This is a genomic window from Candidatus Seongchinamella marina (genome assembly GCF_026262685.1).
Lineage (GTDB): Bacteria > Pseudomonadota > Gammaproteobacteria > Pseudomonadales > Halieaceae > Halioglobus > Halioglobus marinus.
In genome coordinates this window covers 354,042-373,074 of sequence record NZ_SHNP01000001.1, presented here as the reverse complement: position 1 = coordinate 373,074, position 19,033 = coordinate 354,042, and the positions used below count along the sequence as shown (strand labels likewise).

Genomic DNA, 19,033 nt, shown 5'->3' with positions numbered 1-19,033 from the left:
CACCTCAGCCCAACTCAAGACGGTGTCCCGTCAACTCATTGATCTGACCGATCAACATGCGGAAATTAAAAGGCTTACCCATGTATCCATTACATCCAGCCTCTTCCGCCAGGGTGCGGTGTTTCACACCGGTACGAGAGGTAATCATGATTACCGGAATATGACTGTAACGGGCTGACTTACGAATTTCGCGCAGGGTCTGGATACCATCTTTCACAGGCATTTCAACATCCAGCAAAATCACATCGGGCAGATGCTCGGTGGTATTAAGCCAATCGATAGCGACCGCCCCGTTCTCCGCCGTGGCTGTTTCAATCCCGACGGTTTCCAGTTGACTGGTGGCAACCATGCGTTGCGTTCGCGAGTCGTCCACCACCAGGGCCAGGAATTTTTCTTCCTCTGGTTGATCGGCTGGCACTGCCGTGCCCTGCCCTTCCTCAAAGCAACTGACCAATACGTTCAGGTCAAGCGCAACCACCGCTTCACCATCAGCAGTGGTCGCGGCCCCGGCAACGCCGGGCACGGATGCAAACTGGGCCCCCAGCGAGCGAATAACAAGCTCCAGGGCTTCCTCTACGTCATCAATGGCGATAGCCATGTATCGAGCTTCAGAGCCTGCGATAATCACCGGCAAGGTGTTACGCCAGGTTGAACGCTCAGGCAAGTTACCACTGTTACAAAGCGTACCTAAATATGCAGGCTCACAGGCCACACCCGACATCTGCAACTTTTCGCCACTCTCTACAGCGGCAAAAAATGTTTCAACGGGCACTTCATCCACCGACACCAGCCCACCGAGGGGTATCGCATAAGAGTTGTCTCCGGCGGTGACCAACAAAGCACCGTTCACCGTCACATTAGAGGGAATCCGGATATGGAAGGACGTGCCCTTGCCCACCTCAGACTCGATCTGAATATCACCACCCATCTGTTGCAGTTCACTGAGCACGATATCCATGCCTACACCGCGTCCTGAAATTTGACTGAGAGCGGCGGCCGTGGAAAAGCCTTTGTGGAATACGAGTTTCAAAGCCTCTTCGTCACTGAGCGCATAGGCGTCGACTTCCAGTCCTTTGCGAACAGCCGACTCGCGCATAGCCTCGGGATTGATCCCACGGCCATCGTCCGACAACACAATGACCGAGTCAGCGCCGGACATACGCACATCAACAGTAATCTGGCCTACAGAAGGTTTTCCCTGCGCCTTACGATCTGCGGAGGACTCGATACCGTGATCCAACCCATTGCGCACCATGTGTTCGAGAATCGTTTGGCAGCGAGCGTAGTCATCGCGATCCAGAGTGCCAACCTCGTTGCTGACGCGGAAAGCCACCTCTTTACCCAGGTCATTACTTACGGTGCGCACTAATCGTCTTAGACCAGGCATCAAACGCGACACTGGAATGACTCTGGCGGCACGAATAGAAGAGCCTATTGAGCCAATAACAGTGGCCTGTTGCTTCAGCAACGCCTCGGCCTGCGAATTATGCCGACTGGCCAGTTCAATAAGATCAGCCAGATCTTCCACTCCCTCGCGCAAAATATTAGCCGCTTCCTGAAGCTCGGTGTACTGATCCATTTCCAGGGCGTCCAGCTCTGCAGAATGGGCACTGCCGCGAGCCGTAACATTAAAAAGCGCGCGGTCTGCTATGTCAGCGATGTGCGCACGTACGGAAGACAAACGACCCTGCAACTCAGCAGACGCGCGCTTATTACGAGTTGTGCTCTGCGCCGTGCGAACACCCAACTGCTGGGCCTGATTAGTCAAATTCAACAACAGGTCCAGTTTCTCGGAGGTAATGCGCACAGACTGCTGTGCAGCCAGGGCACGTGCACCTTCGTCCGCCAATTTTTTGTCTTCTTTCTTGCGAAGAGAATCAGCTGCCGCCTTTCTTGCCTGCTCAGGATCAGACTGCAGCGCCGGTTCTGGCGTTGCATCCTCAGCAGTTGGCACAACCACTTCGGCGGTCGCAGTTTGTTTTTCGTTTGCAGCCGCTGCAGCCATGCCACCGGGAAATTCGCTGAGAATATCCTGGCGATTGCCCTGCACAAAATCCATGCCGCGAACGGCCGCGTCCAGCCAGGCGTTTACCACACGGAAATATCCCTGCTCTTGCTCTGCGGCTGGACGAGCCACAGATTCTAGCAATGTTTCAAAATTATGAATCAAAGTGCCGTAGTAATGCAGCCCAACGCCCTTGGCAATACCTTTGATCGTGTGCAGGATCCGGGTGACCTGAGTATAAGCGGCATCAGATGCAACCTCAGCTTCCCAGGCGCTTATCGCGTCTTCAAGCTTTTCCAGCTCCGACGAGCCCTCTTCAATAAAGGCGTCCAGAAATTCCGCGAAGATTTCGCTTCCGCCAGGACTGCTGTAGCTAAACTTGATTCCCTCAGGAATACACCAGGACATGTCTTCGGTTGCATCGCTTGACAGTGCAGCGACGCCAGGCAGCTCATCGAACTGAGGCGCAGTATGCTCTACAGCTTCCGGGGTAGCTTCAGCAAACTCTTCAAACTCTACGCCACACACTTCTCCTGCAGTCTCAGTCTCCACACCCAGATCGCTGAATACATTATCAATGTCTTCAGGAGACACGGGAGCCAGTTCATCCTTTGCCGCACTGAGCTCGGCCTCAAACAGGTTCTCTTCGAACAACTCCAGCGTCTGTTCATCATCTGCAACGAACTCTTCTGCAAGAATTTCTTCAACAGCCTCTGCCATGTCTATTGGACCATCGCCAGCAGATGCATCAAAGTCCAGGTCAAAGTCAGTATCACCAAGTTGGTCGAAAATGGCCTCGTATTCATCAGTGGCAGGAGCCCAATCCTCTGCGAGAAGCTCCGCCTCTGGAGCATAAACAAAGCTCTCACTCTCAAGCTCGGCGTTTGGCACCTGGGTTAACTCTGGCTCTGCCAGTTGCACCGGAGAAACCTCTAGGGCGCCCTCAAGCAACAAACGATTACAAGTCTCACCGTTACTGGCATCAGTCAGGCGCAGCAAAATTGCATCGCGCTGCGAGACATCCAGCTCTGCCAGCGCCTCGGGTACTTGCGTACAAATGTGTGAGAGAGGCTCATAACCTTGCTGCAGTGCAAGCTGGGCCGTTTCAGTGTCGGCCGCCACCGACACATCCGCCAGAACCTGATCGCCATCGCGTCCCATGACCGCCAATCTGGCCGCAATCAAAGCATTAAGCTCTTCCATTAAGCCAGAGAGACAGGGCGTGATCACGGCCATCACATTTCCGCCAAAATCATCCATGGCAACAAAATCTGCATGCAAATCCAGGTCGCTGTCTATGTTCGCATCTGCTGCGAACTGATCATTAATGGCTTCGAGACTAAGACCTTCAAAATCCTCTTCACTAATCGCCAAATCATGTCCGGCCGCCAGGAAGTCATCAAAGTCCTTGTCGTCATGAGGAAGCTCGTTACTGTGCAAGTAGTCAGCAACATCCGCGGGCGGGGGCGCTGCAACAATCTCCTCAATCACAGGATCCTGAACTTGCGCGGGTGGCTCACTTTCCTCGGCAGGCTCCGCGGGCTTCTTCACCCGTTTGACCACGAGATAAGAGTCACCGATATCGTCGTCATCTTCCAGACCCAGAATATCGCTACCATCCTGCACATTCTCCGCCAATCCCTCAGCTTCCTCATTGGACACACGGGAGAACTCGATGGCCATCAGACCTTCAAAGGCGTCTTCTTCGATATCAGCATTTTCTTCAACGGCACTGTTGGTGTAAATGTCATTGCCGCCCGTTTCTGAAAGCACAATTTCTTCGCCGATGTATGTATCCAGATCATCAGCACCGATACGTCCTCGGGTCATTGGTCTGGCAGCAACCTCTGCTTCAAAAGCACTCAAACTCAAGTCAGCGGTCTGTTTGCTGTCGACCACGAACAGGCTCTCTTCCGGCTCATCCCTATCCAACTCCATCAACCATTGAAGTGTGCGCTCCTTGGAGCTTTCGATAGTGGTGTCAACAGCGGAATCAGCTACCAAGGCGTTTTCGTTGTCAGATTGCACGTTGATTCTCCATTTTCATTGTTTAGCCAGACCCCTACTGTCCCAGCGTTTCGGAGACGGGTGCGTCGTCCGCACCTCCGTGTACATTTTTTTCAACCTGGGATAAACCCTCGGCGATATCTTCCTGGCCACTCTCAGCGAGGCGAAATGCACGATCAGTTAACAGCCGAACATGACTGGGATCCCAAGCGTTTTCTTCCTTGTAGGACATCACCAGATTAGGCAGTGCAGCGACTACTTCTTTGAGAAGGAACTCAATCGCAGGCGATACTTTTAAATCCCCATCCAGAACCCGGTCCAGCATATCCTGTACAGACCAACCCAACTCACCCAGAATATTGGCACCTACGGCGCGGCCATTGCCTTTAAAAGTATGAAAGTGGCGACGAATCTCACGCAACATTTCCTGATCTTCTCGTTGCTGCAACCACAGTGGAGTGAGACGGCTGATTTCCTGAACAATTTCCTCAGACTCTTCTATAAAGACTTCTCGAAATTCAGCGGGAACCTCAGCGTCTTCAACGTAATTTTTAGGTTCAGTCCAACTGGTAGTGACGACTTCGGCACCGTCTGATAATCCCGCTGCATGGTCATCCAGTTGGGCAGCGCGCTGCTCTGCGATCGCCAACATATGGGAAGTATCGTCCAGCGGATCGGCAATTGATCGCTGTAGGTGAAGCTCTAATTGAGCAAAAGCCTCTGCGAAACAGCGGAAAGCATCGTCCTCCCTGACTGCACCGCCTTTGCTGGCTGCTGCCAGCCAGAGCTGACAACGCTCGATAATCTGAGCCTCCCGCTCCATGCCGGCAAAGCCCAAGGCACCGGAAATTTCCGCCAGTAGCTGCAGGGACATATCGATCGCTTTGCGATCGGATATGGTTTCCTGCTCATTGAGAAATTCCTTGGCTTGAATAAACAGTAAATCAAGATCCGGCTCACCAGCATCTGCATCGCGCACTGACTGCCGCAGCGCCTCATACCCTTGATCAGTTTTATTGAGATGGCGATTAAGCGCCACTGTCAGCCGCAGCGTTGACTGCGGGTCATTGGGTTTTCGTGCCAGGGCGCTCGCCAATTCCTTGCGACGAAGAATCTGGTGCATGTAGTTTTCAACCAGGCCCATATGGTTAAAAGTCGCCGTAACCACACTTTCTCTGAGCTCAAATTCACGGCTGGAAAATGAACTGCAAAGCCCGTGCTCCAGCTTATGCTCGATATCAAGCTTCACACCTACGATACCGCGGATTATATCGTTGATTGCCTGGTTTATCTGGGAAGGCGACTCGTTGTAAACACCACCAAACAGTTTTGTCAGACGATCCTGCACCGAACGCAAGGAATCTGCATGGGCCATCTGTCCCGCCGCTTCCAGTCGATACTGGGTGGCTTCTATGCCATCTAAAGTCTTGGGGTCCAACTCAATATCTGCAGAACGCGCAGCCTCGGTGAGGTCTAGGGAGCTAAGATAATTTTCAACTCCATTCAGCCGCTCCAGGGCTGAACTGAGCGCTGTCACCAACGCATCCATGTGAATCAGACCACGATTAGCCTCTTCGAGCGTGTTGTCATTAATTGAAAAGACTTGGCGAATCCGGGCAATATGCACAGGCTTGGCTTGGCAACTGGCAATGTAAAACAACATCTGCTGCTGCAGGTTGTCGTAGTCAACTGACTCATCGACTTCTACTCCATTTTCGCGGGCATACTTGATCATGAATGCGCCGGACTTGAATATCTGCGCGATACATTCGTCAGGAACAATCAGGCCACCGGCCATACCTTCACAAATACCCACCATTGTGAACCAGAAGCGCTCTGGCTCAGTACCAGAGAACATTGTCTGCATGCGACGTGAAATACGAGCGACGGTTTTCATGCTCTCGCCAACATTTTTACGACGCAGGGCCATCTTGGCCATTTCAAGGTACAGCGTGAGCATCACATTCGCCCGCTCTCGCACTTCCTCAGAATCTTCTGGTGTGCCATCCACAGTGATGCCGCGGCCCTCAGGAATATTCATTTGGAAGAAGAAAGCTGCGGGCCTGGGCCTCTCGCCTATCCAGCGTCGCAAATCATTGACGTGCTGTTCCAGTCCATGGCCAGTGTCTGCTCGCGCGTTTTCGGCGTGAGCTAGATAGGCTGGCAACACTTTAAGCGCTTGCATCAGTCCACCCATGGTCAGTTTTTGACGTTCACCGACGACCTTGTCTTTGTAGAGATAGTTCAGACTGCGTTCCATCTCCAGCGTCAGCATTTCACCCTTGCCCATACCCAGCGCCCTGAGCGTGGATGTAATCTGGTGAACTGCCCACATACACTGCAGCAGAGGCTTTTTTTGGCTTGTATCGTTGCTGTATTCGACAAGCGAAGCTTCGGCATTCTCTGCTTGCTTGTTCATCAGGCCTACCACCCACTTGAGGGCGACGATATCAGTTTTAATGGCCACTACTAAACCTCCGGTTTTAGTATGCGCAAAGACGCGGCATAGACCCGCGCGGCTTTTTGCTAATTCTTATACTGAAGCCCGTTTCTTTTGCTGTGCAATATCCAGAGCACTCATTTCTTTTTCGCGGTAGCCCTGGTTGGCGGCACGGATGTTATCCAGGCCCTCAACATCAACACCGCTTGCAGCCTGATAGGCTGAATCGTTATCGATACGGAATTGACCAAGATTGCTGGCAGCACTGCGCATCGATTGCTGAAGCGAATTCACGCCCTTTTGCGCGACTTCATTCAGTTCAGTGATTTCAAGATTCCGTTCGCTGATTTCTGCCATTGAACTACTCATATGCAAGGCGTTAACCGCCGACTTGCCAGCAGCGTCATCTACATTCCTGATGATGTCGCTGATCGCATCGGAGCCCGAGTTAATTTCCTCCAGCGAACTATCCAGTCGGTCGATATACTCGAGGATGGTAACAACCGTACCCACCGTATTCTCCATACTGGCCAGGTTATCCGCAGACATGTTTTGCAACATGCGTACCTCCGAAATAATTTTTCGACCCTCTTCTTCAGCCTCTCGCAGAAGGTCAGCGATGGATTCAGCAATACCCAGGAACGGCCTGCCATACTCACCGGCTTTCTCGGCCTCAATACGCGTATTAATCGCGACCACTGATATTTTGGTGTTGAGCGCCTGAATATATTCGGCAGCCGCAGTTACTGACTGAATAAGTTCACCCTGTCGCTTGGCAGACTTTGATGTTTCCTGAACAGACTCACGCACATCCACCGAAGCCTTGGACATATCCTTGGTCAGTTCGTAACCCTGAGCAACTTTCTGACAGTTGCTATCGGAAGTCTCAGCGGCCTCCGCGGTGGAAGCTTTAATCTCTTCACTGGTACGCACCATTTCAGTGGCCGTTTCAGTCGAGTCAACGACAGAACGAGTGAGCTCACGTCCTTTATCAACCTGGGCGCGTGCACTTTCTCCAATACTGCTAATTTCCCTGACCGAAGTTTCAAAAGGCGCGCGTATTTCTCGAACCAGTTGACACTGATTCTGGGTCGCGGCATTAAGACCCTGAGCAACACCACTGGTCACAGAGTTGGTTTCTGCGACCGTAACCGTGAGGTCTCCTTTGGAAATATGCGCCAGAGCGCCATTAATTTCGGCAACTCCTTTTGCAGTATAAGAATCTCTTCGGCGCTGACCCAATACCATGGTCACCAGTAGCGCGACAGCGAGTAAACCCGGCGCTACGAAAAGAATGATCAGGTTCCTCGTGTCGTAAAGACGCCCTACCGCTAAACTGGCAATAGCTGGCTGGAGGCTGGCGATTGCATCAATAAGCGGAACACTATTTTCGGCGATGGTTTTACGGGCAGATGCCGCCTGGCGCAACTCTGTCGAGGCGCCTGCGATGCGGTCTACCGAAGTTGAAACACCCGAAAACAAACGAAACGCGTTACTCAACGCCTCAATCGCGGAGGTGTTGTTTACCTTGTTAATTCCAAGCAGCTCATCACCTCGGGTCAAGCCCTCGATAATCCGGAAGAAGTCGGCTGCATCTGTGGTGAACTGGTCGGCAGCGACCTGACTATCAGCATTGCCAACCAGGATGCGGTCGATATTACGAGCCATACGCTCCAACATCCAGGGCGCCTTTTGCGCTGCCACCAGCGTTTCTGGAGAGACTCGCTGGCGCTGTAACACGGTGACAACCGATGACAGCTCGCGCTGCATGGGTTTCATATTTTTTTCCAGCTCGGTAGCAACACCGCGAACAAACACAATACGTGGAGCTGCTTCCAACAGTGTCTGCGACGCACGCTTGACCGGCTGCCAATTCAGATCAACGATGCTAATTTCGTCATTAAGCTCAGGCGCATCAATAAGCGCTAATTGCGCCTCGAACTGAGCCTCCTGGTCAGCGAGCTCGATAAAAGTCTGCTCGTCGCCTTGCTCTGTCGCCTGGACGCTTATAGCAACCTGACGAGCCAGGCTAGCCAACTCATCAGTGGCGGTGCCGTAGTGACTTTCGTGCCCTGACTCTTGTTGTATGATGAAAAAGCTGTAGGCCACTCCTCCCAGACAGGCCAGAATACCCAGCCCCATTAACAAGGCGCGCATTTTGTTGGCTCCAATTTTTTCTGTCTTAATCATTGGTCCGTTCCTCGGGTGAATCAGGGTCATTAGCAGCAGCGTTAGATAAGTCGCTGTCCGCAATCAATTTATCGATATCAAGCACCGCCAGCACGCGATCCTGGTCGGGAAAACCGCCCATTGTGTATTCGGCAAAATCGGGATCGGTGGTCACTGTCATGTCACGAGTTTCCACCAAAAACTTCATATCCCGCTCTAATCCGCTCAGGGTAATACCGAAATAAAAGCCAGGGCGGCGCAATACCATGCAGTAATCTCGCACGCGGCCGCTGTAAGGTCGTTTGCGGAAAAAAACATCACCGCTGATGATGGGAATAAGCCCGCCCATGTGCGAGCCCACACCCTGAACCCAGGGTTTGGTACCGGGAATAGCCATCACATTGGGTGTTTCAATAATTTCCTCAAGCTCACCTTCACCTATTAGCAACGGGACACCAGCAATACTCAGGCAGGTGCCCACCCACTCCATTCGCTCCAGATCTTGCACTGGGGCCTCCACCGCATCCTCACGAAAGCGTTGCTCGAGAGCATCCAGGGACTGTATAGCCGAAGGAGCCATGCGATCAGGCAGCGCGACGCTGCTTGGTGTGGTTAAAGATCAATTGACGCAAAACGCTCTCAGGGGGAATTTTAGTGACATGGGCTGTTGCACCACGAGCTTGCCCCTTGGCGATATCAAAAATTCCATCTGATGAGGAGAGCATCACCACCGGCGTGTCCCGGGTGTCTTCCGCATTGCGGATCAACGTACAGGTCTGGTATCCGTCCAGTTCCGGCATAGTAATATCCAGGAAGATCAGGTCTGGCTTGAAGCGACGCAGCATACCCAGGGCTTTGTAACCGTCCTCTGCACACTCGACCTCACAGCCCATGCCTCTCAGGGTGTGGGACATCATCATACGAATCGTCTTGGCATCATCTACAATGGCGATTTTTACGCCGCTGATGTCCATCTCTTCGGTTTGTTCGTTCATTACTGCCCTCACTTCGTGTCAGTAGTGTGAGTTTTCACATGGGTTATAGCTCCGACAGTATTTCAGGCGGCGAAATCTACCGGCAACTATAAACTGGAGATTTGTGCAGAAAACGGAGGGAATCGCCTTGCCGAGCGCCCCTATGGGCCGCAAGGGGCAATATGGCGGCGAAAATAAGGGCAATGCTCCAGAAATTACGGAAGATCACTACCAACTAGAGAAAAGGACGCTACTCGCTCGGAAACATACAATTCTTGAAGGGCTCCAGGTGGCCCGGCTGAAAGTCCTGCATTTCATAGATATTGAACTTGTGCATCAAGCCCAAACAGCGCTGGAAAGCCTTGTCAGCGTCATAGGCGGAAGGCGGAATCCCGTACTCATCAGCCAACTTGGCAAAAATCAGCGAGGCAATTTCACGGCGAGCCTGATCCTCGCGGTACATCGCGTGATTCACCGGTGAGGAGACCACCGGCGCGCCATAAATCAAAAATGCCTCCCAGCGCTCAACACTTTGGCCCTCACCTAGTTGCGCGACCAGAAAAATAACCATATTGCGAAGATCGCTGCGGGGAGGTAGTACGTCTTTTTGCAACCACTTTCTAATCTCCGTTTCCCGCCACTGTGTATTAATGGCCATAACGCCAAGCACCCTGCCCTCAAACTGACTGGGGGCGACCCCCGCCAAGTCCCAGAGCATGTTGAGACGGGCTGAAAACCCAAGACTGGAGGGCAGCTTATCCTGTGACATTTCAGCGTACTCCCTGGCACAGTCGTCCAGGCTTTTACGGTGTTCCGCCATGTTTATTTATCCTCTCTAAACGCTCTGTAGCAGCTGTTTAACCCGCTTTTGATAGGTCGGTGTTGAAACGCCCATCACCCGGGCTCTATCGGCAACATTTAAGTCACCGCCTTGCTGCATTAACAGCGCCATGAGTAAATCCTGCGCCAATTGCTGCGGGGCCTCCTCCTGAGGTGATGACCCCGCCACCCACTCGCGGATCAATCGGCGACTCTCCTGCCAGAGGAGACTTGCTTCGCGCTGTTGCTCACTTTGCCTGACCTTGGGCATCCAGCGGCCAATATTACGGCTACGGGTGCCCAAATACTCCGCTGCGCCCCGGGGATCACCGCCACAGCGGTCCAGAGCAGCTTCAATAATCTCATCATCTAGCCACGCCCCCAGTGGGTGCAGGGTGTCCGTCGCAAGAGAAGCCGCAAGCGATTGTCCCAAGGTCATGCGCAGTTCTTCCAGAAGCGTAGGGGCATAGTACGACTCAGCCAACTCTTCCTCTTCATGTCGCGCCAGGAACGGACGTTCCTTAGCGGCGGCGGCCTTGCCGTCAGCCGAGATCCCAATGAACAAACCCAAGTCCACTGGTGTAATCCACTCTTTGTCGGCACGCTCCAGCGCCGCGGTGATGACCGAGCGCATCTCACTGATGTTGCCGGCCCAGCCATGCTGCAAGAGCGCCTGCTCGGCATCGGGGGTATACCCCGACACGCGTCGATCAGCCAGCGTACTCTCCTGTTCCAGTATTTTATGTGCCCAACGCAAGACCGCCCGTGGACGCTCCCTCAAGGGCGGCACAATAATGGGGTAACCCGCAAACACGCTGGCCAAACGCTCATCCAAAACACCCTGGGCCACCAGTGCCTCTAAATCCTCAGGGAACAGCGCCAAGTAGCGATTGGCAGCCAGGTAGTGGCTGCCCCCGTCATCACTGGAGATTCTTGATGCCAACTGCCTGGCCAGTCGACTCTGGGTTTCCCGGTGTAACAGCTGCGGCGACTTGAATACCAGCAACCTGCCTTGACCTTGTTCCAGTTCGCGACTAATCCGAGTCCATGCCTCATTGCGATTACGAAACGCACGGCAATCCAGGCGCACTAGTGCCTCCGGTGCACCTCCACTCTCAGCGTGAATAACCTGGGCTACATACATTTTCCCCGTGCCCTGCTCACCGATAATGGCAACTGGCATATCAACCTTTGCCAAAAAAACCGCCTGATCGATAGCGCCCTCCATGTTATCCAGCACATAGCCTTCAATGCCCTTCTCCATTTCTCGGGGAGTAAGCAAGTGAGACCCCACTTCCTCCACAGACGGTTTGGCAGGCGCATCAGTGTTCGCAAGGGCGGTCGCTATTAGCTGCAGCGCTGCAGGGCCAGGCCGAAAAGGCGAAACCGATTCATCTGCTTGCAATAGCAATAAAGCCCCTTGCATACCTGCACTTGTTCGCAGTGCCAGGGTGAGAACCCCATTGCTGGAGGTCATTGGAGAAGACGCCAGCGCTGCTGCATCCAGGGCGCGGACAGCAACCTGCAATGCGCGCGGCAACCGTTCAACTGAACCTGATTCAATATCTGTCTGGCTACGCACTGCCGCCGAAAGACAGAGCAGCTCATGATGGAGGCCCTGTTTTAAGAGCACTGCGGCAGCAAGCCCTTCCTGTTCGAGGGTAGCCTCCAACACTCGAGCACAGTAGTCGGACAGGCGCCTGGGGGACTGCGGCAGGGCGGTAAGTGCATCGAGGTATCGGCAGTGCCGCTCATCGCGCAATGCATCTCGAAAGGCGCCAGTGGCGTTTAATGAACGAGCAGCCTGGCCCAGTGGATCCCATGGGCTGGCATAGCGTATCTGCTCGACGCTACCCGCCTGCGCCTGCAACAAAGCAGCATTGGCAGCAACCAGCGCACTCAGTGAAGTCTGGCCCTGCAGCCGCTGCGACAGGCCTATACAGGTTCTGGCGTACTGAGCACCGGCGTCACATCCGGCAAGAAACTGATGCAGGTGAGAAGACAAGGCACGACAAACATTCAGGGCTGTATCAGGCTCCAGACCTCGCAGTACGACAGGAATAGTGCTGCCCTCAGGCAAACCCAGCCAGTCTTGCTCCCTGAGTATTTGCCGCAGTCCGCAGCGGAGTTCCATCATCAGGCTCTCGATCTCAGGCACGCCCCAGGCAGGACTGAACTCAAGGTGATCAACCCCCACCACCGCGACAATATCACCAGCGACCACGTCAATCTCGGCCTCAAGCCCCCAGGGGGTGGTCAAAGGTCGCAAAAATAATAGCGCGGCGTTTTTGCCATGCCACTGCTGTGGCATGGTCATGCCGCCCATTAAAAAATCGCCATCTGCGCCGGCTCCCACGATTACTGGTGGCAAGGCTGCAGCGATACCTGCGACAATAAATTGACTAACCACCGCTGAACTATCGGCAGGAATTCCTAGCACATCATGCCAACCCCGACCCTTGACGCCATCCGGCACAGCAAAAGGCAGGGTTCCAAGACACTCAAGAACGAGCTGGCTGTCCCGGTCAATAATAACCAGACAAGCACCGAGATCTCCGTAATGTTCATCAAGCACAGTCACCTGATCCAGTATAGGGGATAACCCCGTTGGGCAGTAGCGAATGGCATACTGCCCGCAATGCGCGTCGATTCGCGCAATGCTATGCTCATCCCCATTGAACACGCGGGACCAAGTCGGAGAAACCGTGAATAAGAAGAAATTGTTCTGGTCGGCATTTGCCGTCCTTGCACTATCGATAACCGTCATCCAGTTCATTCCATCAGAACCGGTTGTTATCCCGTCGCGGCTTCCCGCTGAACAGCGGGAAGCTCATCGGGTGCTGAATTTTGAGGGAATAAGCAATTTTCGCGACCTTGGCGGATACGCCACCACGCAAGGCAGAAAGATCAGGTGGGGTAAGCTTTATCGCTCTGGCAATTTCGCTGAGACTAGCCGGGCAGACCAGAAAGTTCTGGACGGTCTCACCCTTAAAGCCTTGATCGACTTTCGTTCGCTTGCTGAAAAAGAAGAAGAACCCAATCAGTTTGCCAAATCGTCTAAGTTCAAAATCGTCGAGATTCCTATCATGGACGGAGGAGACAATAGTGTCGGTGAAGAAATCATCGCACGATTCGACAGCGGCGATTTTTCTGACTTCGAGCCCACTGCGTTTATGATCGAAGCCAACCGTGAGTTCGCCAAAACATTCACCCCCCAGTTCAGCCAATTCATTCAGGAAGTGCTCAAAGCCAAGGGACAGCCTATCGTATGGCACTGTAGCGCTGGAAAAGATCGCACGGGTTTCGCCGCTGCAATTTTACTGCGAATACTCGGAGTGCCCGACGACGTTATCATGAGCGACTATATGCTAAGTCGCGACTACGCCATCGCCGCCCGCCAACAAGAGCTGAGTCTGGTGCGCCTGCTCCAGGGGAAAGAGGCCGCTGACAAGATCGCCATTTTACTGGGGGTAGAAGAAGCCTGGCTGCAAGCTGCCTTTGATACTATCGACGAACAATATGGCAGCTTCGACAACTACATACACCAGGCACTGGGCCTTGATGATACGGGTATCACCACTTTGCGAAACACCCTGTTGGAGTAAGTTATGGAGTTCACACTGCTTGCGCAAATAGTCACGCTTAGCGTGGTGCTGATATACGTTGCAGCCCTGGTTTGCGCAGTGGAAGCCATACTCAATGGTCGCACTTCCCAAGGTGCTATCGCCTGGACAATATCTCTTCTCAGTTTTCCCATGCTCAGTCTTCCGCTGTACCTGATTTTTGGCCGCAATCGCTTTGCCGGTTACCTTGAGAAAAGAGATGAAATAGAGCGGGAAGCCCAGCGTCTTATCCTGCGTACCAACAGCAGTATTGAAGAACATGTGATCCCCATTGGCAGTGATACTCCGCTCTACACTAGCTTGTTCAATCTTGCTCGAATGCCCGCCACAGCCGGCAACAAGATCGAGCTATTGGTTGATGGCGATGCTACCTTTGCCAGCATTGAGAAAGGTATGGAGCAAGCAACGCAATACATCCTTTTTCAGTTTTATATTATTCGCGACGACGAACTGAGCCGAAAATTGTGTCGCATTCTGGCGGATAAGGCTAAGAGCGGAGTCTCTGTTTACCTGCTTTACGATGAAATCGGCAGTCGCCAATTTCACCGCTCCAAGCTTCGCAAACAGCTATTATTGGCCGGCGTAGAAGCGGAGCCATTCAATACAACCCAGGGAAGGCGCAATCGCTTTCAATTGAATTTTCGCAACCACCGAAAAATTGTTGTTGTCGATGGCAGGCAGGCCTGGGTTGGCGGTCACAATGTCGGCGATGAATATCTGGGACTGGACAAAAAAGTAGGCCACTGGCGAGACACCCACGCCAAGGTCGAAGGCCCGGCAGTGCTAGGCACTGAGCAAGCTTTCGCGACTGACTGGCTCTGGGCGACAAACAAACAGCTCGAGGTCGACTGGAGCGTCTCAAGAACCGCACCAGGAGAAAGCACTGTACTGGTATTTCCTTCCGACCCGGCCAGCGAATACGAAGAAGCGGGACTCATGTTTCACCAGACTATCGTCGCCGCCCAGCGTCGTATCTGGATTGCCAGCCCATACTTCGTGCCTGACCGCGGCATTGTCGCTGCACTGCAACTCGCAGCCCTGCGCGGCGTAGATGTCAGAGTAATAATTCCCGATGAACCGGACGGCCCGGTTGTGGCGATGGCGAACTGGTCTTTCACCAATGAGTTGATTGCCTGCGGCGTAAAGGTATATCGCTACCAGGGCGGGTTCATGCACCAGAAAGTCTTGCTGATGGACGATCAACTGGCAGGAGTAGGTACCGCTAACTTTGACAATCGCTCTTTTCGCCTCAACTTTGAAATCACTTTACTCGTGCACGACTTGTTTTTCGCCAGAAAGGTGGAGTCGATGCTGGAACGGGATTTTGATCGCAGCAGACTGGTAGTCAAAGAAGAAATTGCCAACAAGCCTGCCTGGTTCACCCTGGGAATGGCAGTAGCGCGACTCTTTTCTCCCGTTCTATAAGCGTTTCCCGCCATGCGGTCAGCGATCGAAGTGACTCTACTCGCTGATACCCATCACGAAAATTACCAATAATGCAGGTGGCACCACAAAACGAATCAGGAAATACCATAGCTGGTGACCCACGCCGTTTTTGATACCCAACTCATCAGCAGAAATTTCTTTAGTGATAACCCAACCTGCAAAGACAGCAATCAATAGCCCACCCAGTGGCAGCAGAATCTGATTAGAGAAGTAGTCCATGATGTCGTTGAAATTGCGACCGCCCATAGATACGCCGCCAATCACATTGTAAGACATCAAACTAATGATGCTGAGCACCGCAATTGAACCCACGACAATCATCGCACTCTTATGACGAGAAATACTAAAACGTTCTTCCACCCATGAATTCACTGACTCCACCAGGCCCACCATGGAAGTAATTCCTGCCACCGACAACATGATAAAGAACAGAATACTGAAACCATAACCTCCGGGCATTTGGGCAAAGGCCACAGGCAAGGTCTGGAAAATCAGACCAGCACCGGCAGCGGGGTTCAGACCGTAGTTAAATACCGCCGGAAAAATAACCAGGCCTGCCAGCAGTGCCACCAGCGTATCGGCGACAACGATAATCAGCACCGACTGGGTAATAGAAATTGAGCGCGGCAGGTAAGAACCGTACGTCATCATTCCGCCCATCGCCACACCGATAGAGAAGAATGCCTGCCCTATGGCAGCCAACACAGTTGCCGGACCAATCTTGCTAAAATCAGGCGTAAACAACCAGCGAATCGCCTCACCGAAGCCGCCGGCAAAATAGTTGTAGGTGGCAAGTCCCAGCAGCAATAAAAACATGGCGGGCATCATAATTCGCACCGCGCGCTCGATACCGTCTTTTACCCCCGAATAAATAATATAACCCGTTATCGCTAAACCAACGAGCGTCCAGAACAACATGCCCACGTTGTCCGCCAGTACTCCGTTAAAGGTCGCTTCGGCTATCTGCGCATCGACGCCCACAAACCCCGTGGTAATCGCCTTGTACAAGTACCACAGCACCCACCCGACCACGCCGGCATAAACGATTTCAATAGTGTAGGCGGCCAGTAGGCCCATTCCACCAACAACTTTCCAATGACGGGAGCGATGGGTTTCACCGGCTACCACTGCCATGGCGTTGGGCGGACTGCCCTTACCACGCCGACCGATCAGCAGCTCGGCCATTAATATAGGAACACCAATACCAAAGGCGCAGGCGAGATAAATAATAACGAACGCTGCGCCACCGTTCTCACCCGTTACATAGGGAAAACGCCAGATGTTGCCGAGGCCGACAGCGAAGCCCACCGATGCCATCAAAAATGCAAACCGAGATGACCAATGTTCGCCAGCAGGTCCAGCCATGGTCTATGTCTCCAATTATTGTTATGTGTCGGCTCAGTCTACAGCGGTAGAGTAGCCTGTTCCAGCCAGACTTTGGCTGAGCCCTGCAGCAGAGGCGCAATCTGTGTCGCCACGAGGGCATGATAGTTGTCTATCCACGCGCACTCATCTGCAGTCAGTATGGAACGGTCCAGCAACCGTCGATCAAAGGGCACCAAAGTGAGTGCTTCAAATTCGTAAACGAGAGTCTCACCAGCGGCTTGAGCCTCGCGAACAACCACTAGGTTTTCGCAACGAATACCAAAGCAGTTGTCACGGTAGTACCCCGGTTCGTTGCTAACGATCATTCCCGGTAGTAAGGCAAAAGGATTATGGGCTTTGCCTATGCGCTGAGGCGCTTCATGCACGCTGAGGAATGCCCCAACACCATGGCCGGTCCCATGATCGTAGTCGAAGCCCTCTCGCCACAGAAACTGCCTGGCCAGAGCATCCAGCTGAGTGCCTGTGGTTCCTGCGGGAAAGCGAGCTTGATCAAGAGCGATATGGCCTTTGAGCACCAGGGTAAACATGCGACGAATATCCTCTCCTGGATCACCGATTGCTACCGTTCGCGTGATATCCGTAGTGCCGTCCGTATACTGTCCGCCGCTATCGACCAGGTACACGCTATTCATCGTCAACTGTCCGGGAGTGGCCACGTTCAAGTGATTGTAGTGGCACATAGCAGCGTTGCCCCCGGCAGCAGAAATCGTATCGAAGGACGGACCATGATACTGATCACCTTCCTCCCTGAATGCGCCCAGTTTGTCTGCCAGAGCCGCTTCGTCGTGCAGTATGCCGCGGTCCACTTCCGCATCCAGCCAGGCCAGAAAACGAACTTCGGCTACTGCATCCCTGCGATGTGCTTGCCGCGCGCCTTCGACTTCTACCGCATTTTTAGCGGCCTTGGGCAGTAAAACAGGGTCTGGAGCGGATACCAGTTGAGCACCGCCGGCCTCCAAAGTCAGCTGAGTCCAGGCATTCGCACTATCGGGATCGGCCAACAGACGTTGGCCTGAATAGCTAAGCAAAATTTCCTGCGCGGCGCTTTCGGCCAATATTCGCACGCCCTCTCCAACGTGGGCGGCAAACCCCTCAGGGATACGACCGGCATCGACAAATACCGTGACGTCACCCTTCGTGTCGAGCAAAGCAAAGCTCTGCAGTATGGGCAGACAGGGAATATCCGTTCCGCGTACATTCAACAGCCAACTCACCGAGTCTGGCGCAAATATCAATGCTGCATCGGCACCCTTGGCGGCCACATCGGCAGCGATACGCCGACGCTTTGCAGCCGAAGAGCTGCCGGTAAAGGCCTCCTCCAACAATAGTGCTGGCCCAATCTTCGGTTCAGGCCGGCCTGACCAGCAGTGGTCGATCACATTGTCAGTGTCTGCAAGCAGATTTAATCCAGCCGCTGCCAGCGTCGACTGAGTGCTTCGGTACCAGTTCAAACTATGCATTCGGGGGTCGCAAAGCACGCGAGCGCCGTCGCTAAGCTGGTCAGCAATCCATTGCGCATGAGGTTCCTTGATTAAATGGCAATACTCAAAGAGCTGGGAATCAACCTCGTTACGTACCTGAACGGTGTAGCGACCATCGACAAATATCGCCGCGCGGTCTTGCAGAATTACTACTGCTCCCGCTGAGCCGGTGAAACCGGAAATCCACAGCATGCGTTCATTGTGAGCGGGGATGTACTCGCCGAGGTATTCGTCAGCCCGAGGCACAATCAGGGCATCACAGCCGACTTCCGCCATTCGGGCGCGAACAGCTTTCAGGCGATCAGCAATAGCATTCATAGAATATATTCCGGTGCAAATTTGGCGGCAAGTGTAACCGAAATCTACACCGGAAGCAGTGCTTGAGAACAGAGGGCGAAGCGGCGTTCGCCCCCGAGGGTTTTACTCTTCGTAGAGATCGAAATCAGACTTGGAGATACCACAGTCGGGACATTCCCAATCCTCAGGGACATCTTCCCAGCGTGTGCCGGGAGCAATACCATCAGCAGGCAAGCCCTCGGCTTCATCATAGATGAAGCCGCAAATTACACACTCGTATTTCTTGAAATCATCGTTACTCATTCATTTATTCCATAGTTGTTGAATTGCTGAATTATAAGACAGGACAGCCTATCGCTGCGACCTTGCTCCGCCTGATCTACTGA

12 protein-coding genes are annotated in these 19,033 nt (G+C 53.2%); 2 read left to right on the top strand and 10 right to left on the bottom strand.

Features of this window, described 5'->3' with window-relative positions; genetic code table 11:
• Positions 1 to 4 precede the first annotated feature (4 nt).
• The 7 genes from EYC87_RS01520 to EYC87_RS01490 all read right to left on the bottom strand — a co-directional run bounded on the left by EYC87_RS01520 (position 5) and on the right by EYC87_RS01490 (position 12,989).
• The gene (locus EYC87_RS01520; RefSeq protein WP_279251302.1) at positions 5 to 4,033 is read right to left on the bottom strand and encodes a response regulator; all 4,029 of its coding nucleotides are present in this window, start codon (positions 4,031 to 4,033) and stop codon (positions 5 to 7) included.
• 34 nt (positions 4,034 to 4,067) lie between these two features.
• Positions 4,068 to 6,479 carry a FimL-related protein gene (locus EYC87_RS01515; protein WP_279251301.1) on the bottom strand — a complete coding sequence of 804 codons (2,412 nt, stop codon included), beginning with the start codon at positions 6,477 to 6,479 and terminating at the stop codon, positions 4,068 to 4,070.
• A 66-nt stretch (positions 6,480 to 6,545) separates the two neighbouring features.
• Positions 6,546 to 8,642, bottom strand: coding sequence for a methyl-accepting chemotaxis protein (locus tag EYC87_RS01510; protein ID WP_279251300.1), 2,097 nt, complete (start codon positions 8,640 to 8,642; stop codon positions 6,546 to 6,548).
• On the bottom strand, positions 8,635 to 9,201 hold the full coding sequence (locus tag EYC87_RS01505; RefSeq protein ID WP_279251299.1) for a chemotaxis protein CheW: 567 nt from the start codon (positions 9,199 to 9,201) through the stop codon (positions 8,635 to 8,637). The genes EYC87_RS01510 and EYC87_RS01505 overlap by 8 nt, the downstream gene beginning before the upstream one ends.
• 4 nt (positions 9,202 to 9,205) lie before the next feature.
• Entirely contained in the window at positions 9,206 to 9,616 is a 411-nt protein-coding gene (locus EYC87_RS01500; protein ID WP_279251298.1) for a response regulator, read from the bottom strand.
• Positions 9,617 to 9,845: 229 nt separating this feature from the next.
• Positions 9,846 to 10,415 carry a hypothetical protein gene (locus tag EYC87_RS01495; protein ID WP_279251297.1) on the bottom strand — a complete coding sequence of 190 codons (570 nt, stop codon included), beginning with the start codon at positions 10,413 to 10,415 and terminating at the stop codon, positions 9,846 to 9,848.
• Positions 10,416 to 10,430: 15 nt separating this feature from the next.
• On the bottom strand, positions 10,431 to 12,989 hold the full coding sequence (locus EYC87_RS01490; protein ID WP_279251296.1) for an AAA-type ATPase lid domain-containing protein: 2,559 nt from the start codon (positions 12,987 to 12,989) through the stop codon (positions 10,431 to 10,433).
• A 130-nt stretch (positions 12,990 to 13,119) separates the two neighbouring features.
• Between EYC87_RS01490 and EYC87_RS01485 the strand changes: the two genes are divergently transcribed.
• Complete coding sequence (locus tag EYC87_RS01485) at positions 13,120 to 14,019, top strand: tyrosine-protein phosphatase (protein ID WP_279251295.1); 900 nt, start codon at positions 13,120 to 13,122, stop codon at positions 14,017 to 14,019.
• A gap of 3 nt (positions 14,020 to 14,022) precedes the next feature.
• The gene (cls, locus tag EYC87_RS01480) at positions 14,023 to 15,462 is read left to right on the top strand and encodes a cardiolipin synthase (protein WP_279251294.1); all 1,440 of its coding nucleotides are present in this window, start codon (positions 14,023 to 14,025) and stop codon (positions 15,460 to 15,462) included.
• A 36-nt stretch (positions 15,463 to 15,498) separates the two neighbouring features.
• Here cls and EYC87_RS01475 read toward each other — a convergent pair whose 3' ends face one another.
• From EYC87_RS01475 to EYC87_RS01465, 3 genes are all read right to left on the bottom strand, one after another.
• Positions 15,499 to 16,848 (bottom strand): sodium-dependent transporter, encoded by a 1,350-nt coding sequence (locus EYC87_RS01475; protein WP_279251293.1) that lies wholly within the window; start codon positions 16,846 to 16,848, stop codon positions 15,499 to 15,501.
• A gap of 38 nt (positions 16,849 to 16,886) precedes the next feature.
• Positions 16,887 to 18,668, bottom strand: a complete 1,782-nt coding sequence (locus EYC87_RS01470) for an aminopeptidase P family protein (RefSeq protein ID WP_279251292.1) — start codon at positions 18,666 to 18,668, stop codon at positions 16,887 to 16,889.
• A gap of 102 nt (positions 18,669 to 18,770) precedes the next feature.
• Positions 18,771 to 18,950 carry a rubredoxin gene (locus EYC87_RS01465; RefSeq protein ID WP_007227242.1) on the bottom strand — a complete coding sequence of 60 codons (180 nt, stop codon included), beginning with the start codon at positions 18,948 to 18,950 and terminating at the stop codon, positions 18,771 to 18,773.
• Positions 18,951 to 19,033: the final 83 nt, after the last annotated feature.